General features: G+C 45.1%; 19 protein-coding genes. 3 read left to right on the top strand and 16 right to left on the bottom strand.

Going from position 1 to position 14,476, the window contains the following annotated elements; translation table 11 throughout:
• Nucleotides 1-680 precede the first annotated feature (680 nt).
• A complete protein-coding gene (gene mutH / locus NAF29_RS13015) occupies nucleotides 681-1,352 on the top strand; it encodes a DNA mismatch repair endonuclease MutH (RefSeq protein WP_251262038.1) in 672 nt (223 codons plus the stop codon).
• Between the two features lie 153 nt (nucleotides 1,353-1,505).
• Nucleotides 1,506-1,829, top strand: a complete 324-nt coding sequence (locus tag NAF29_RS13010; RefSeq protein ID WP_251262037.1) for an isoamylase early set domain-containing protein — start codon at nucleotides 1,506-1,508, stop codon at nucleotides 1,827-1,829.
• A gap of 60 nt (nucleotides 1,830-1,889) precedes the next feature.
• On the opposite strand, the gene yfbR is transcribed toward NAF29_RS13010, so the two are convergent.
• Both yfbR and NAF29_RS13000 read right to left on the bottom strand, forming a co-directional pair.
• Nucleotides 1,890-2,525, bottom strand: a complete 636-nt coding sequence (gene yfbR / locus NAF29_RS13005; RefSeq protein WP_251262036.1) for a 5'-deoxynucleotidase — start codon at nucleotides 2,523-2,525, stop codon at nucleotides 1,890-1,892.
• A 53-nt stretch (nucleotides 2,526-2,578) separates the two neighbouring features.
• Nucleotides 2,579-3,151: an NUDIX domain-containing protein gene (locus tag NAF29_RS13000; protein WP_251262035.1), complete on the bottom strand. Its 573-nt coding sequence runs from the start codon at nucleotides 3,149-3,151 to the stop codon at nucleotides 2,579-2,581.
• A 58-nt stretch (nucleotides 3,152-3,209) separates the two neighbouring features.
• Here NAF29_RS13000 and NAF29_RS12995 point away from each other — a divergent pair, with 58 nt between their 5' ends.
• Nucleotides 3,210-3,728 (top strand): LEA/WHy family protein, encoded by a 519-nt coding sequence (locus tag NAF29_RS12995; RefSeq protein WP_251262034.1) that lies wholly within the window; start codon nucleotides 3,210-3,212, stop codon nucleotides 3,726-3,728.
• Here NAF29_RS12995 and NAF29_RS12990 read toward each other — a convergent pair.
• From NAF29_RS12990 to NAF29_RS12925, 14 genes are all read right to left on the bottom strand, one after another.
• Entirely contained in the window at nucleotides 3,703-3,990 is a 288-nt protein-coding gene (locus NAF29_RS12990; RefSeq protein WP_251262033.1) for a peptidylprolyl isomerase, read from the bottom strand. The genes NAF29_RS12995 and NAF29_RS12990 overlap by 26 nt on opposite strands.
• A 53-nt stretch (nucleotides 3,991-4,043) precedes the next feature.
• On the bottom strand, nucleotides 4,044-4,241 hold the full coding sequence (locus tag NAF29_RS12985; protein WP_251262032.1) for a hypothetical protein: 198 nt from the start codon (nucleotides 4,239-4,241) through the stop codon (nucleotides 4,044-4,046).
• A gap of 27 nt (nucleotides 4,242-4,268) precedes the next feature.
• Entirely contained in the window at nucleotides 4,269-4,493 is a 225-nt protein-coding gene (locus NAF29_RS12980) for a hypothetical protein (RefSeq protein WP_251262030.1), read from the bottom strand.
• 101 nt (nucleotides 4,494-4,594) lie between these two features.
• Complete coding sequence (locus tag NAF29_RS12975) at nucleotides 4,595-5,302, bottom strand: SDR family NAD(P)-dependent oxidoreductase (protein WP_349665581.1); 708 nt, start codon at nucleotides 5,300-5,302, stop codon at nucleotides 4,595-4,597.
• Nucleotides 5,303-5,304: 2 nt separating this feature from the next.
• A complete protein-coding gene (locus NAF29_RS12970) occupies nucleotides 5,305-5,799 on the bottom strand; it encodes a DUF3429 domain-containing protein (protein WP_251262027.1) in 495 nt (164 codons plus the stop codon).
• 136 nt (nucleotides 5,800-5,935) lie between these two features.
• Nucleotides 5,936-6,976, bottom strand: a complete 1,041-nt coding sequence (locus tag NAF29_RS12965) for an acyltransferase family protein (RefSeq protein WP_251262026.1) — start codon at nucleotides 6,974-6,976, stop codon at nucleotides 5,936-5,938.
• A gap of 217 nt (nucleotides 6,977-7,193) precedes the next feature.
• The gene (gene nqrM, locus NAF29_RS12960; protein WP_251262024.1) at nucleotides 7,194-7,427 is read right to left on the bottom strand and encodes a (Na+)-NQR maturation NqrM; all 234 of its coding nucleotides are present in this window, start codon (nucleotides 7,425-7,427) and stop codon (nucleotides 7,194-7,196) included.
• 72 nt (nucleotides 7,428-7,499) lie between these two features.
• Nucleotides 7,500-8,528: an FAD:protein FMN transferase gene (locus tag NAF29_RS12955; protein ID WP_251262023.1), complete on the bottom strand. Its 1,029-nt coding sequence runs from the start codon at nucleotides 8,526-8,528 to the stop codon at nucleotides 7,500-7,502.
• Nucleotides 8,529-8,537: 9 nt separating this feature from the next.
• On the bottom strand, nucleotides 8,538-9,764 hold the full coding sequence (gene nqrF / locus NAF29_RS12950; protein WP_251262022.1) for an NADH:ubiquinone reductase (Na(+)-transporting) subunit F: 1,227 nt from the start codon (nucleotides 9,762-9,764) through the stop codon (nucleotides 8,538-8,540).
• A 28-nt stretch (nucleotides 9,765-9,792) separates the two neighbouring features.
• A complete protein-coding gene (nqrE, locus tag NAF29_RS12945) occupies nucleotides 9,793-10,404 on the bottom strand; it encodes an NADH:ubiquinone reductase (Na(+)-transporting) subunit E (RefSeq protein WP_251262021.1) in 612 nt (203 codons plus the stop codon).
• A complete protein-coding gene (locus tag NAF29_RS12940; RefSeq protein ID WP_251262020.1) occupies nucleotides 10,404-11,036 on the bottom strand; it encodes an NADH:ubiquinone reductase (Na(+)-transporting) subunit D in 633 nt (210 codons plus the stop codon). The genes nqrE and NAF29_RS12940 overlap by 1 nt, the downstream gene beginning before the upstream one ends.
• Nucleotides 11,029-11,814, bottom strand: coding sequence for a Na(+)-translocating NADH-quinone reductase subunit C (locus NAF29_RS12935; RefSeq protein WP_251262019.1), 786 nt, complete (start codon nucleotides 11,812-11,814; stop codon nucleotides 11,029-11,031). Before NAF29_RS12935 ends, NAF29_RS12940 begins: the two co-directional genes overlap by 8 nt.
• Nucleotides 11,807-13,015, bottom strand: coding sequence for an NADH:ubiquinone reductase (Na(+)-transporting) subunit B (locus NAF29_RS12930; protein WP_251262018.1), 1,209 nt, complete (start codon nucleotides 13,013-13,015; stop codon nucleotides 11,807-11,809). Before NAF29_RS12930 ends, NAF29_RS12935 begins: the two co-directional genes overlap by 8 nt.
• Nucleotides 13,015-14,343: a Na(+)-translocating NADH-quinone reductase subunit A gene (locus NAF29_RS12925; RefSeq protein ID WP_251262016.1), complete on the bottom strand. Its 1,329-nt coding sequence runs from the start codon at nucleotides 14,341-14,343 to the stop codon at nucleotides 13,015-13,017. The genes NAF29_RS12930 and NAF29_RS12925 overlap by 1 nt, the downstream gene beginning before the upstream one ends.
• Between the last annotated feature and the right edge of the window lie 133 nt (nucleotides 14,344-14,476).

Below are 14,476 nucleotides of genomic sequence, written 5' to 3'. Positions count from 1 at the left end.
GCGAAAATTCAATGACTTGATTGTATCCACAATTTGTAATGTTGAGCAATGCTATTGTGTGCAGTCGGGAGCAAGGTCTCAATACAAGTCACTCTTTGCAAATGTGAATAAAGAAAGCAACAAGCTAAAGTTACCCACAAAACAGATAAATCACAAACCAACTTAGTCACACGAACTGTGCGCAATCCTGTGAATAAGTCTGAATAAAGTAATACCCACTCGCTCCGAGGATGTAGACCCCATGCTCCAAAGGTTGATCACAACAAAATAAACTACTAATAAATAAAATAAAAATAGAGATCACTGTTGATCTATACATATTTTTTAACAATGTGGGTAAGTTGGGTTGAACAAGACTTAGCCACACCAATAGTTATACACAAAAGCTGATTGAAAATTGATAATTAGAGGCGTTTGTCAATCAAAAAATCGGGTTTTAACGCAAAGAAATGCTGAGTTCCGCACATAAAATTACAGTTATCCATGTTTACTGTGCATGAAGTTGTGCATAACCTATCTAATAATATGTTCACGGTTATTCAGTACTTCATTAAACAATTTAAAAACAATAGGTTACATAATGGTCATTTTCCAAATAAAATGCTGTACGTTCTCTGTTCAAGATGACAAAACTCATTTTGCTCATTAGCATAAGGCTAAATATCTAAACGTTTAACATTATGATCTTGCCTCCAAATACTGCCCAGGAACTGCTCCATCGCGCACAGCAACTCGCAGGGCTCACGCTCCAAGAGCTTGCCCAGCAGCTGAATATTGAGGTTCCACACGACTTTTCACGAGACAAAGGTTGGGGCGGCATATTGTTAGAACGCGCGCTCGGCGCAACCGCAGGCTCTCGACCCGAGCCGGACTTTCCCGCGCTAGGCATTGAGATGAAAACACTGCCGATTTCCAGTATTGGCCAACCACTTGAAACAACCTTTGTGTGTGTCGCCCCCATGAAGGGTATGACCGGAGAACATTGGGAGACTTCGGCCTTACGGCACAAACTCGATCATGTATTGTGGGTACCTATCTTGGCCGAAAAGCACCTTTCACCCGCAGAACGACAAATTGGCTCTGCATTTTTGTGGCGTGCTTCTGCAGAACAAGAGCTCGCGCTCAGGCAAGACTGGGAAGAACTCATGGAGTTATTATCTTTAGGACGCGTAGAGAGGATTAATGCTCATTTAGGCCAATTCATGCAGCTTCGCCCAAAAGCTGCAAACGGCAGTGTAAAAACTGACGCCATTGGTGCCAACGGTGAGTTAGTTCAAGCCCAACCGAAAGGTTTTTACCTCAGAACTTCGTTTACTCAATGGGTTTTACGCCAGCAATTTGCACCAGAATAGGAACTTTTGCACTGCTTTGACTATGGTTAATCTGACCACCAAGGTCATAAAGTAGTCATGTTGTGCCGATACACTTCGGCGCAAGGTTTGCATAAAACTATTTTACATAAGACACACACTTTGCTAGCTCGCTACGTTCATGGAGGACTTGCTATGTCCATCAAAAAGCAATTTTTAAAAACTAAACCTGTTGTTAAAGTTACATTTGAAGTTTCAGCTGAAGCCGCTGAAGGTGCTGAACAAGTTTTTCTAATGTGTGAGGCACTCAATTGGGAAAAAACACCGCTGAAAAAATTCAAAGCGGGCCACTTCAAAGCTGCGGTTGATCTGCCGACCGACGAGAAAAGTGATTACGAATATCGTTTTTGCTTGGTCATGGCCGACGGTTCGGAAAAATACGATAACGATTGGGAAGCCGAAAGCTATCGCCCGAACGGCGTCAATGGTGACAATTCAGTGGTTAGCGTTAGCGCTTAAAACGCTCGCTCTGGTCATTCAAAAAGCCGAGTCTTGCTCGGCTTTTTGTTTTGTAGAACTCTAAAACAGTTTCACTTGAGGGCTGCTTTCTAGAAAAGCTCCATCAATCAGATCATCAATGGTGAGCTGAAATGCTGGCATCAAACGTTCCATAAAGTAATCCACTTCAGGTAGTTCATCTCGATATTTTCGAAGCGCTTTTTCAATTTTCACTTTCGAGCCCAAAAATTCAGTGTTGTTTGCTCTAAGCTCACCGAGAGCCTTTGCGTAAGCCGACAATAAATCAGATGCTTTAACAAATTTATGCAGCACTTCATCGTTTTGGTGGAGCAAGCCGTCATAATGGGCTTTTAACTCTTCAGGCAATGAATTGAGTAACATTCGACAGGAGATTGATTCCATTTCACGACATAGCTCAAGCATCCTAGTATCACTATATTTCACTAAACTATTCACATCTTCAGTCAAAACCTCCGGTGCGTCGTGATACAGCGCCATGGTGGCAAGTTGGTGTTCATCAACCGGGGGCAAATGCGTAAACACTTGATTGCGCAATACCCCCAAACAATGAGCAAACATTGCGACTTGTAAACTATGTTCCGCAACATTTTCAGATCGCGTGGGATTAGATTTGCTCCACCGCTGGATGTTTTGCATGCGGGACAGTAAAGCAAAAAACACATTCTTGTGAGGCATAAAGCTTCCTTGAGCCGCTCAAGCGACCACATCATCATTTAAATACAATCAGATCATTGATGATCTGAAAACAATTTTCGTGAGATCGATAATAGACCAGCAACTGAAATTGCATCAGTAATTTCGCCACGGTCAATCATGGCAACACATTCTTTAATCGTTATTTTTTTAATTTTAAGCTGTTCACTGTCATCTGGATTTGCGACACCAAAGGTTAAGCCTGAAGCCCAATATATCTCGGCTCGTTCATCGGTGATAGAGTTAGATGTATGGAGGCTCATCACGTGGGAAATGTGTTGTGCAGTCATGCCCGTTTCCTCTTGGAGTTCTCGCAATGCGCCAAGCTCAACATCCTCTCCAGCCAGAACGCCTCCCATAGGAACTTCCCAAGACCATTGATTCAGCGCATATCGGTACTGCCCAACCAACCAAGTGTATTCCCCTTCAATCGGTATAACAGCTGCAGCAACGCCTTTAAAATGCACTAAACCATAGATGCCTTTGACGCCTGAAGGATGAATGACGTCTTGATGCGTAACGCTAATCCAAAGATTTTCGTACACTACCTTGCTGGTTAATCGTGTCCAAGGATTAATATCTTCGTCAATGTCGTCTCGATTTTTCATAACTTTCAATTCGTCAGTGCAGAATACAAGCGCGTATGGTTAACTGTGACAATAAGCAATGAATTTGGGCATCGCAATGCATCTACCTCATATTAAGCAGTTTTTTGTCGTTAGTTTTATACTCGCAGTGTTAGCTTCTTGTGCAGCTTTACCACAGTTAGATCCCCCCAAAGTCAATCTCGTTCATATCAAACCTACTGCAGGTGAAGGCATTGCGCCTCGATTCGACATCACGCTTCGGGTCGTTAATCCTAACAATACCGCGCTGTCGCTGAATGGCGCAGTTTATAGTTTGTCTTTGAACGGCTATGAAGTTGTCAGCGGTGCAACTAGCCAGTTACCTGAAGTTCCGGCATATGGCGAAGCCCAATTTACTCTTCCTGCAGAATTAAGTTTATTTCAAGGCATGCGATTGCTGAGCGCAATGGTGCGGGGGTCAGGAGATCCAACAGCATTAAATTATGAAATAGACGTCAAGCTGGATGCCGGTGCTTTGTTACCCGACATCCGCTTAAAGGAAGAAGGCTCTTTAAATCCCAACGATCTAAAAGCTAGCCTGTCCGATCAATCACTTTGATCAAGTGAAATCCAAATTGAGTTTTCACTGGACCCAATATTTTGAAAAGCTCTCCAGAGAAAACCGCTTTGTCGAACGAAGCCACCATATCGCCTTTATTGAACATGCCCAAGTCCCCCCCTTTCTTAGAGGATGGGCAGGTTGAAAAACGCTTTGCCACGTCGCCGAAATCAGAGCCATTTTCAATTTTTTTACGTAGTTCGAGTGCTTGAGCTTCTGAGTCGACAAGAATGTGAAGAGCATGAGCTGATGCGCGGGCCATATCGTTAGTTCCTATGAGTTAAAACGATATGATAGCGCTGAACGCGTTAAAAATCAGGTGCGATTCACCGGAGGGGAAGACTCGTCATGATGGTCTGAAAAACTGATGTCCGTACCGAGACGATTGGTATTGTTGCAACGCCCCATTTCGACTAATCCTCGCCATATACTCAGCCAAATGCAGGTCAGTATAACTGCCCCCAACACCAACAAGAATACAAGCGCCATGACCAACAGAATTTGCAAAACCATATTGCACCTTTAGTCTTTACTGGGAGTTTATTCCCTCCCAGTTCGCTCACGAATGAGCTTTACTAGTTTCTTGTCCGTCAGCCGTTCTAAGGTATCGATATGCGCCATAATATAACTAGGTACTTTGCGTTTGCCATTGAGGTATTCACTCATTTTGCTGGCAGATATGCACAGTATCTTTGCTGCTTCCTTGCTCTTTAATTTATGCTTGATTACCCAATCGCCAAGCTGCTCTTTGCCAACATCGGACAAGGCCAACTCCATAATTCCCTATGGGAACAAAACAAACTATAGATCATTCCCATTGGGAACGCCAGACACAGATACGCTAATTCGAGGTATGGCTTACTTTGCTACCAAGAAATTTGACCGCCATCCCAATTTAAAAAAGCACCTGATTGGCTCGATGATACCTGATTTATCGCCAATGTCAGTCGTTTAGCTGTCAATTTTGCCGAATATAGCTTATTTGGATTCAAATTTTTTTGAAAGGGGCGTGATAGTTCGCTGTCAGTTGTACCGGGATGTAGTGCAATAATTGACGCATCTGGGAATCTGCGTTTCCATTCTATACTCACTGTTTTTATCAGCATATTTAATGCCGCTTTACTGGCGCGATAGCTATACCACCCTCCGAGCTGATTGTCAGAAATAGAGCCAACCATCGCTGATAACATCGCTACTTTAGTCTCGCTGGATTTATTCATCGTTTGATCAAGCGACTGAACTAATGCCATAGCAGACAAACAATTGCGCTGCATATTTTGAAGGAAAAAATCGGGACTAAATTGAGCAATCGACTTTTCAGGCAATCTACCATTCCAATGTAAGCCGCCAGCACAATGGTAAATTTGATCGAACCTGTTGCTGGAAAGCAACGGAACAAGGCGAGTGCTATAGGCTTCGTAATGACAATCAAGATGCCAATCTAGTTGGGGCAAAGATCTAACGTTTGGATCAATAGAGGTTTGACTTGTAACGCACACCACATCATGTCCAAGCGCTTGATGATGCAAGGCAAGTCCCCTGCCAATTGCACCACTGGCCCCCGTGATAAGCACCTTCACAGAGTCACCACAACAAGTATTAATGAACAAGCCACAACAACCGTCAGCCTATCTCGCAGTTGCTCATACCAGCGCGGCACACGCCAAGCGTGACTGAATTCACGCTCAAACAAACGCAACACCCCAAAAGCGACTGCCATTACGAGCAAGCCCATGTGAACGTCAATCAGGAATGTTAACCACGACAGCAATGACAACAAGATACTAAACGTTTGAACTGTGGTGTCGTGTCGCCGAGCGGCGTGCTGCAACGATTGAGACCATAATGAGCCGGCCACGAAATTCATGATCACCACCGAGTAAATATGTAATGCGACCTGCACTGACTCTACCCGCTCAGGAGCAACCATCAATTGTGCAGCAGCCAAGCACACAAATGGGATAAGCCCCGCGTGGCCTAACCGCTCTGCATTTCGTTGGCGGTCAGCTTGATAGTTCTTAGGAACGTCATACGATGACGTTAAATTGGAATCTTTCGCTTGTCCGTACACATGCTTTCTCCTGTTGCTCTTTCTCTTGTACGAAAAAACAACACATTGGATTCATGCTACGCCAAACTATTAGCCTAGAAACAAAAGCTGCGATCTTCGGCACTTTTTTCAGGCCGAAAATGGTGATGCACCTCAATTACCAACCGATAAGATAGCGGCTTTTTGATTTGAAAATAGCTTTGAATAACTTCGCCACCAAAATACTCAAGCCAATCAGTATTGCGCATACGCCTAGCGTCGTGAGTAGATTACCCGCTGACGACCAAGTATCTGGAGTTGGGTAGTACAATCGCCATGTGGTGGTAAACCATGGATGAATGAAATACACAGCAAAACTAACATTGGCTAAAGTGTTCATCCAACCCCACTCTTTGTCTTCAAAACGATGAAGAAATACCATCAGGGCAAAGCACAGCAGTATCTTTTGAAATAAGCTGTAATCAATACCCGCCCATTCAAAAGCGTCTTTCTGAGAATTACCGATTTGATCGGTGAACAAGGCCTGAATTGCAGCAAGGGCAACCGCAACAATCAGTAACCAAATCTCTTTTCTAGCGAGCTTTTGATAGAGCAAATCTTTGTGCTGACTGGCCCAAGCTCCGATTAAAAATACGGGGAAAAAATAGAACAGCGATTGAACCGCTGATAAATTGCTAACAGGTCGGTGAATGAGTGCCGATATAATCAACAATGGAATGGCAGCATGCATCAGCCAATTCCGCTTATCGAGCCACAACACAAAGGGCGTAATGGCAAACAATACCATGACCATGGGGATGTACCAATATGCCGTAAGTTGGCGGCCAGTTAACACATACCAAATCGCAGTTTGTAGGTCAGAATGCCCTGCATAAAGGCTCTCGTGTGGTGCTGGAATAGGTGCCCAATATAGCCAGAAAAGAATCGGCAGAATGGATAGGAATAGGTAAGGCATCAACACAAATTTGATTTTCTTTACCATAAACTTTTTAAATTGGTAGCGAGGAACAAACACATGATGAAACAGAAAACCTGATATAAACACGAAAAACACCGTGCCATTCATCATCAAATCAAACTGAAAGCGCTCGAACAGCGTACCTGAACTTGGCTGCCACCCTGCTGGAATATAGCTATGCGCCAACACCACAAAAATGATGGCGATGGCACGAAAGTAATTGAACGAATGAAGAAACACCGGCACGTCCTTGTTAGATATAGAAATATGAGTCTAGAGTCTTGAACGCACAACACGCAAGCTCGAATCACACAATCAGCAACAGAAAACACAAACGCACGAGTGATGGTTATAACAATAGAAGAAGACAGAGGTTAACGAGGGGAAATTCGAGACTATCAATGAGTTGCAACGGCCACGACTTGCCCGTTACAACTCTAATAAGAGAAAATTGACCTTAAAGAATGCGATTCTCATCAATTATTTTTTGGCGTAAAGCGGCTTTCTCTTCTTTAGCCTCGCGCTTACGGCGCTTTTCGCAAGGCTCAGGGCAATCACATACCTTCGCCATACCTAAGGCTGCAATACCCCCACAACTCCCTGATATGGTCTTACGTTGAACAATATAACCCACCGACATCGCGGCAACTACGAGCAATAAGACAACGAACGCAACAGCAAAAGTAAGCATAACAACTCCAAATATAAAAACGCCGATCAACCTCGTCGCGTTAATCGGCTTCTATTTTAACCGAACTAGACCTTAGTGCACCAGATATGCTTGCATTGCAGCAGTGGCTTTGCCTTCAAATCCTTGGTCAGTTTTAATGATCATATAAACCGGCAATTCAAGCGCCTCAGCCCATTCAAAGCCCTCTTTGTCACCCATGACCATTAATGCGGTCGACAAACCGTCGGCCGTCATACTGGATGGATGCAACACGGTCACAGAAACGAGCCGATGATTGATCGGCAAACTGGTTTCAGGGTCGATGATGTGCGAGAAACGAACACCGTCTACCTCAAAATAATTGCGATAATCACCCGATGTAGCAATCCCCATATTCGATGCTGCAACAATTTGTTGCACCGCTCGTTCACCATCCACAGGTTTTTCTATAGCAATCCGCCAAGCTTGTCGATTAGCGTTCATCCCTTCCAAACGCAACTCGCCACCAATATCAACCATCACATTGGTAAAACCTTGAGCCATCACCAATTCTGCCACTTGATCCACACCATAACCTTTAGCGATGGTAGAGAGGTCAACATAAAGGTTTGGAATCGTTTTGCTTAAACCTTGTGCAGACAGCTGCAAGTGCTTGAGACCCACTCGGGCTTGAGCCGCCTCTTGCTGTTCTGGCTCGGGTTTCTTTTCAGGTCGTCCATCAGGACCAAAGCCCCAAAGGTTTACCAAAGGCCCAACCGTCACATCAAGCGCCCCATGACTGAGCTCTCCTAAACGAATTGCCTCATCCACTACATAAGCCAAAGCGGTTGAAACCACTTGCGGGTCGATACTTTCGGATTGATTGAATAGTGATAATTCAGATGTGGGATCGTAAGTCGACATTGCCTTGTTCACACTCACCAACTCATCATCAATTTTCGCTTTGAGCGCGACCGCATCAATCACTTCAGACTCAGGTGCTACAACCTTAACGACGTAATATGTCCCCATGGTTTGACCGTCAATTTCAACTTGCTGAAGTTTTTCTGGTTGTTGCCACCAGAAAACAAAAATGGCTAGCCCAATCAAGGCTAGCCACAATACTTTTTGCTGTTTAGTCATCAGGAGGGATTATCCGCCAAAGTCATCCAACAGAATATTTTCATCTTCCACACCCAATTCTTTGAGCATGTTGATGACCGCTGCGTTCATCATCGGTGGACCACACATGTAGAACTCACAATCTTCTGGAGCTTCGTGGTCTTTCAGGTAGTTTTCAAGCAATACATTATGAATAAAGCCTGTGTAACCTTCCCAATTGTCCTCAGGTTGAGGATCCGACAATGCCACATGCCACTGGAAGTTCTCATTCTCGTCCTGCAACATATCGAAATCTTCTACATAGAACATTTCACGTTTAGAACGAGCACCGTACCAGAAGCTCATCTTACGGTCAGTTTTCAAACGGCGAAGCTGATCAAAGATGTGGCTACGCATAGGCGCCATACCCGCACCACCGCCAACAAAGACCATTTCAGCATTGGTATCTTTCGCAAAAAACTCTCCGAATGGACCAGAGATCGTCACTTTGTCTCCTTCTTTGAGGCTCCAAATGAATGACGACATTTGACCAGGTGGCAGACTCAAATCACGAGGCGGTGGCGTAGCAATACGCACGTTCAACATGATGATGCCTTCTTCTTCTGGATAGTTCGCCATTGAGTAAGCACGGATCACCGGCTCGTCAACTTTGGACTCTAACTTGAAGAAGCCAAAGTGCTCCCAGTCTCCACGATATTCACTCGGAACATCAAAATCCGCATATTTAATGTGATGCGCGGGCGCTTCAATTTGAATATAACCACCGGCACGGAATGGAACCGCTTCGCCGTCAGGGATATTCAATACTAATTCTTTAATGAAAGTCGCTTTGTTGTCGTTTGAACGAACAGTACATTCCCATTGCTTCACGCCGAAGATTTCTTCTTCGAGTTCAATTTTCATGTCAGTTTTCACTGCAACCTGACATGCCAAACGACACCCTTCGCGAGCTTCTTTCTTGGTAATGTGATCCAATTCAGTTGGCAGTATATCTCCGCCACCATCAAGAATGTTCACGCGACACTGGCCACACGAGCCACCGCCACCACAGGCTGATGATACGAAAATTCCAGCATTCGCCAACGCACCCAACAATTTATCACCCGCTTGGGTTTTAATTGCTTTATCAGGGTCTTCATTAATATCGATGGTGATTTCACCACTGCTTACAAGTTTGGACTTTGCAAACAGGATGATCAGCACCAGCGCAAGTACAATCAGGGTGAAAAATACAACACCGAGTACAATTTCTTGCATGGTTTAAATTCCTTCCGCTATTGCTTTCTTACAGCTGTACGCCAGAGAAAGACATAAAGCCCAGAGCCATTAGGCCCACAGTGATGAAAGTAATGCCTAAGCCACGAAGACCATCTGGCACATCTGAATACTTCATCTTCTCACGCAGACCCGCAAGGGCAGTAATTGCCAATGCCCAGCCCACTCCGCTACCAAAACCGTAAACTACACTTTCTGTAAAGTTGTAGTCACGCTCTACCATGAATGATACGCCACCGAAGATGGCACAGTTCACAGTAATCAATGGTAGGAAGATTCCTAACGCGTTATAGAGCGGCGGAAAGTACTTATCCAACAACATTTCTAAGATTTGAACCAAGGCTGCAATCACACCAATGTAGGTAATGAAGCCCAAGAAGCTCAAATCAACTGTTGACGGTAAACCTAACCAAACCAATGCACCCTCTTTGAGTACATAGTTATAAATAATGTTGTTCGCAGGCACTGCGATCGTGAGCACGACAATCACGGCGATACCAAGACCGAAAGAAGTTTTCACTTTTTTCGAGACCGCCAAGAAGGTACACATTCCCAAGAAGAATGCTAACGCCATGTTCTCTACGAAAATTGCTCGTACGAACAAGCTAATATAATGTTCCATTAGTCCTTGGCCTCCACTTGATCAGGCTTAAAGGTACGCAACACCCAGATGATGCCGCCGATAATGAAGAAAGCACTTGGTGGTAAGAGCAACAGACCGTTTGCTTGGTACCAGCCACCGTTGGTAATCAACGGCAAGATCTCAACACCAAACAATGTGCCAGAGCCAAGTAACTCGCGGAAGAAGCCAACAACTAATAGCAACGCAGAGTAACCTAGGCCGTTACCAATACCGTCTAAAAAGCTCATTAACGGCGGACTCTTCATGGCATATGCTTCAGCACGTCCCATGACAATACAGTTGGTAATAATCAAACCAACAAATACCGACAGCTGTTTCGCTACGTCATACGCATATGCTTTCAAGATTTGGTCAACGACGATCACCAAGGATGCGATAATTGCCATTTGAACAATGATCCGCACACTGCTAGGAATGTGATTACGAATCAATGATACGAACAAGTTAGAAAATGCGGTTACGGCAGTTAAAGCCAAGGCCATTACGAACGCAGTTTCCATTTTAGATGTGACGGCCAATGCCGAACACACACCCAAGATTTGAAGCGCAATTGGGTTATTGTCGAGCACAGGGCTAAACAATACTTGCTTCATTTCCTTTGCACTAGCCATTGTTTAAGCCCTCGCTGCGAACCTTCGCCAAGTAGTTGCCGAAAGCTTTATCGCTCAACCAAAAGTCAAATGTGTTCTGAACACCGTTACCCGTTAAGGTAGCACCAGATAAACCGTCTACACCGTGGATATCACCCGGTGTAGCACCACCTTTCACAACTTTCATGACGAGGTTCCAATTGTCATCAAACAATTTTTTACCTACCCACTGAGCTTTCCAAGATGGGTTTTCAATTTCCCCACCCAAGCCTGGAGTTTCAAGCTGGTCATAGTAGACCAGAGCTTTGACGGTATTGGTATCAGGCTCAACCGCCAAGAAGGCATACATCGTTGACCATAAGCCATAGCCATGAACGGGAAGAATCAAGGTCTCAACTTCACCAGCGTCGTTTTTTGCAAAGTAAACATTGGCGTACTTGGACATACGCTTGATGCCCGCAATATCTTCGCTGCCTTTGAGTTCAATGTTTTCGCCTGGCGTTTTTGATGCCTTGCGTTGATCGAACTTATTGGCGTCGATATCGGTGACATATTCGCCAGTTGTTAAATCAACAACTTTGGCTTCAATGTATTGGTTGTAAACACCCGCGATGTCTCCGCCTGCTTGCGCCAACAAGCCTGCAGCTTCGAGAATATTGCGTTGTTTATCTAACGCTTTGTTGTACTGCTGAGTGGGTTTTAAACCAACCGCGGCAACCGATACGATAAGAGAGCAGACCAAACATAGGCCAATCACTACAATTAACGTTTTGGAGATGGAATCGTTATTACTAGACATTGCGTGCCAGCCTCCGTTTGATATTTGATTGAACCACTACGTGGTCGAACAAAGGCGCAAACAAGTTTGCGAACAAGATTGCCAGCATCATGCCTTCTGGGAACGCAGGGTTAACCACGCGAATCAACACAACCATTAAACCAATCAAGATACCGTAGGCAAAACGTCCAGTATGAGTGAATGATGCAGACACAGGGTCTGTTGCCATGAAGATCATACCAAACGCAAAGCCACCCAACACAAGATGCCAATGCCAAGGCATGCTGAACATCGCATTGGTATCACTGCCAATCGCATTGAACAACAAACTTGTTAGAACAGCGCCAACCATCACGCCAACGACAATGCGCCATGACGCAACACCGGTGTACATGATGAGTAATCCACCCAACAAGATGCCAAGGGTAGAAACTTCACCCACAGAGCCTTGCATGTGGCCAATGAATGCATTGGTCCAAGTCAAACCAGACGCTGTGACTTGCTCTAAACCACCGGCGGCCCATTGGCTTAACGCGGTTGCTCCTGAGAAGCCATCAACCGCAGTCCAAACTGAATCACCTGAGATTTGCGCAGGGTAAGCAAAGAATAAGAATGCGCGGCCTGCTAAAGCTGGGTTGAGGAAGTTACGACCTGTACCACCAAAGAATTCTTTAGCAACAACAACACCGAACGTAATACCTAACGCAGCTTGCCACAATGGCAAGGTTGCAGGAACAATCAGTGCAAACAAAATGGAAGTGACAAAGAAGCCTTCGTTGACTTCGTGACCACGTACCATTGCGAACAACACTTCCCAAAAGCCACCGACCGCAAACACGATCGCGTAAATGGGTAAGAAGAAGCACGCGCCGTACCACATTTTAGTCAGGACACTGGCATCAACCGACAGTTCTGCGCCAAATAATTGGAACAAGCCAACTTGCCATGTATCAGGCAAGCCATAACCAGCAGCCAGCGCAGTCGCAGCTTGATCACCAATGTTGTACATACCGAAGAACATTGCAGGAAAAACTGCCATCCATACGGTAATCATGATTCGTTTCAAATCAATGTTGTCACGAACGTGAGTATTTTTCTTAGTCACCAAACCTGGGGTGTAAAAAATGGTAAATGCTGCTTCATATAGCGCATACCATTTTTCATATTTTCCGCCGGCTTCAAAATGATGTTCGGCGTTCTCAAATAATGCTTTTAAACTCATTATCCTTCCCTCTCAATCGTATCGAGGCATTCACGGAGAATAGTCCCGTACTCGTATTTGCCAGGGCAAACAAAAGTACACAAGGCCAAGTCTTCTTCGTCCAGCTCCATGCATCCTAAAGATTGAGCACTTTCCAAGTCACCCGCGATCAAATCACGCAGCAGCAATGTCGGTAAGATATCCAACGGCATCACTTTCTCATAACTTCCAATTGGCACCATGGCACGGTCACTACCACCAGTGCTGGTTGTCATTGGGAAAAGTTTCTTCGGTGAAAAATGCGCGAGGAAGCTGCGAGTCACAGAGAATTTATCAGCGCCAGGTGCAACCCAACCCAAAAATTCTTTTTCTGTTCCCTCTAACAGAACCGAAACTTGCAAATGGTAACGGCCCAGATAGCTTAACGGCCCATACGCTTTGGTACCCGCCAGGACAGAGCCAGAAACCGCTCGCAGTTCGTTATCTGTGGTGTTTCCAGCGATCAACTGTTCGATGCTAGCGCCGATTTGAGTGCGAACGATTTGCGGTTTAGTCACTTCCGGACCGGCAACTGAGATCACACGAGAAACGTCAAGTTGTCCGGTAGTGAATGTTGCACCGATTGAAATCACGTCTTGATAGTTCACACTCCACACTTGGTGTTGAGCACTGGCTGGACGTAAGTGATGAATGTGAGTACCTACTAAGCCTGCTGGATGCGGTCCGGCAAACTCTTCGACTTGCACACCGTCGACAGACGGTACATCTGCACCCGGAGCTTTAGCAAGGAACAGTTGTCCTTGACCTAAGGCTGCAAGCACTTTTAAGCCATTGGCGAAGTCTTCACGACGTTCGCTGATCACAATATTAGGATCAACCGCTAAGGGGTTAGTGTCCATTGCATTGACAAAAATAGCAGAAGCAACAGCATCAACAGCAGGAACACGGCTAAACGGACGTGTCCGTAAAGAGGTCCACAAACCGCTTTGAATGAGTTGTTCGCGCGCTTGCTCAGCAGTGATCTGGCTTAAATCATAAGCAGTAAGCGCTTCTGATTCATCACCATCGATCTCAACAACTACTGATTGCAGAACGCGTTTAGCGCCGCGATTGATTTCAACAATCGTTCCGGCAGCAGGTGAAGTGTATATGACACCCGGCGACTTCTTATCTTCGAACAGTACCGTACCTTTTTTGACAGCGTCTCCTACGCGGACTCGCATAGTAGGTCGCATGCCGTGGTACTCTTCGCCGAGTATGGCAACTCGGTTGATCGCTGGACCGTTATGGATCTCCTGTGAGGGAGCCCCTGTCATAGGGATATCCAGTCCTTTCTTTATTGTGATCATAATCGTAAGTACTTGGTTAATGGTTAAAACTTGGTATACCGAACTCGTGTTTCTGACTCGCAAGTTGGTTATTAATTTTGTACATTTTTTGTGCCAACACTGTTACAGCATAGCGCACAGGCCGTGTAAGCAA

The organism is Echinimonas agarilytica, assembly GCF_023703465.1.
Classification (GTDB): Bacteria; Pseudomonadota; Gammaproteobacteria; order Enterobacterales; family Neiellaceae; genus Echinimonas; species Echinimonas agarilytica.
This window is presented reverse-complemented; position numbering and strand designations above follow the sequence as displayed.

Coding starts and splice junctions, on each gene's coding strand:
- yfbR (WP_251262036.1), bottom strand. CDS start 2,525: ATGCCTCACAAGAATGTGTTTTTTGCTTTACTGTCCCGCATGCAAAAC.
- NAF29_RS12925 (WP_251262016.1), bottom strand. CDS start 14,343: ATGATCACAATAAAGAAAGGACTGGATATCCCTATGACAGGGGCTCCC.
- NAF29_RS12935 (WP_251262019.1), bottom strand. CDS start 11,814: ATGTCTAGTAATAACGATTCCATCTCCAAAACGTTAATTGTAGTGATT.
- NAF29_RS12940 (WP_251262020.1), bottom strand. CDS start 11,036: ATGGCTAGTGCAAAGGAAATGAAGCAAGTATTGTTTAGCCCTGTGCTC.
- nqrE (WP_251262021.1), bottom strand. CDS start 10,404: ATGGAACATTATATTAGCTTGTTCGTACGAGCAATTTTCGTAGAGAAC.
- NAF29_RS12995 (WP_251262034.1), top strand. CDS start 3,210: ATGAATTTGGGCATCGCAATGCATCTACCTCATATTAAGCAGTTTTTT.
- NAF29_RS13010 (WP_251262037.1), top strand. CDS start 1,506: ATGTCCATCAAAAAGCAATTTTTAAAAACTAAACCTGTTGTTAAAGTT.
- NAF29_RS12990 (WP_251262033.1), bottom strand. CDS start 3,990: ATGGCCCGCGCATCAGCTCATGCTCTTCACATTCTTGTCGACTCAGAA.
- NAF29_RS12930 (WP_251262018.1), bottom strand. CDS start 13,015: ATGAGTTTAAAAGCATTATTTGAGAACGCCGAACATCATTTTGAAGCC.
- NAF29_RS12985 (WP_251262032.1), bottom strand. CDS start 4,241: ATGGTTTTGCAAATTCTGTTGGTCATGGCGCTTGTATTCTTGTTGGTG.
- NAF29_RS13000 (WP_251262035.1), bottom strand. CDS start 3,151: ATGAAAAATCGAGACGACATTGACGAAGATATTAATCCTTGGACACGA.
- NAF29_RS12955 (WP_251262023.1), bottom strand. CDS start 8,528: ATGACTAAACAGCAAAAAGTATTGTGGCTAGCCTTGATTGGGCTAGCC.
- nqrF (WP_251262022.1), bottom strand. CDS start 9,764: ATGCAAGAAATTGTACTCGGTGTTGTATTTTTCACCCTGATTGTACTT.
- mutH (WP_251262038.1), top strand. CDS start 681: ATGATCTTGCCTCCAAATACTGCCCAGGAACTGCTCCATCGCGCACAG.
- nqrM (WP_251262024.1), bottom strand. CDS start 7,427: ATGCTTACTTTTGCTGTTGCGTTCGTTGTCTTATTGCTCGTAGTTGCC.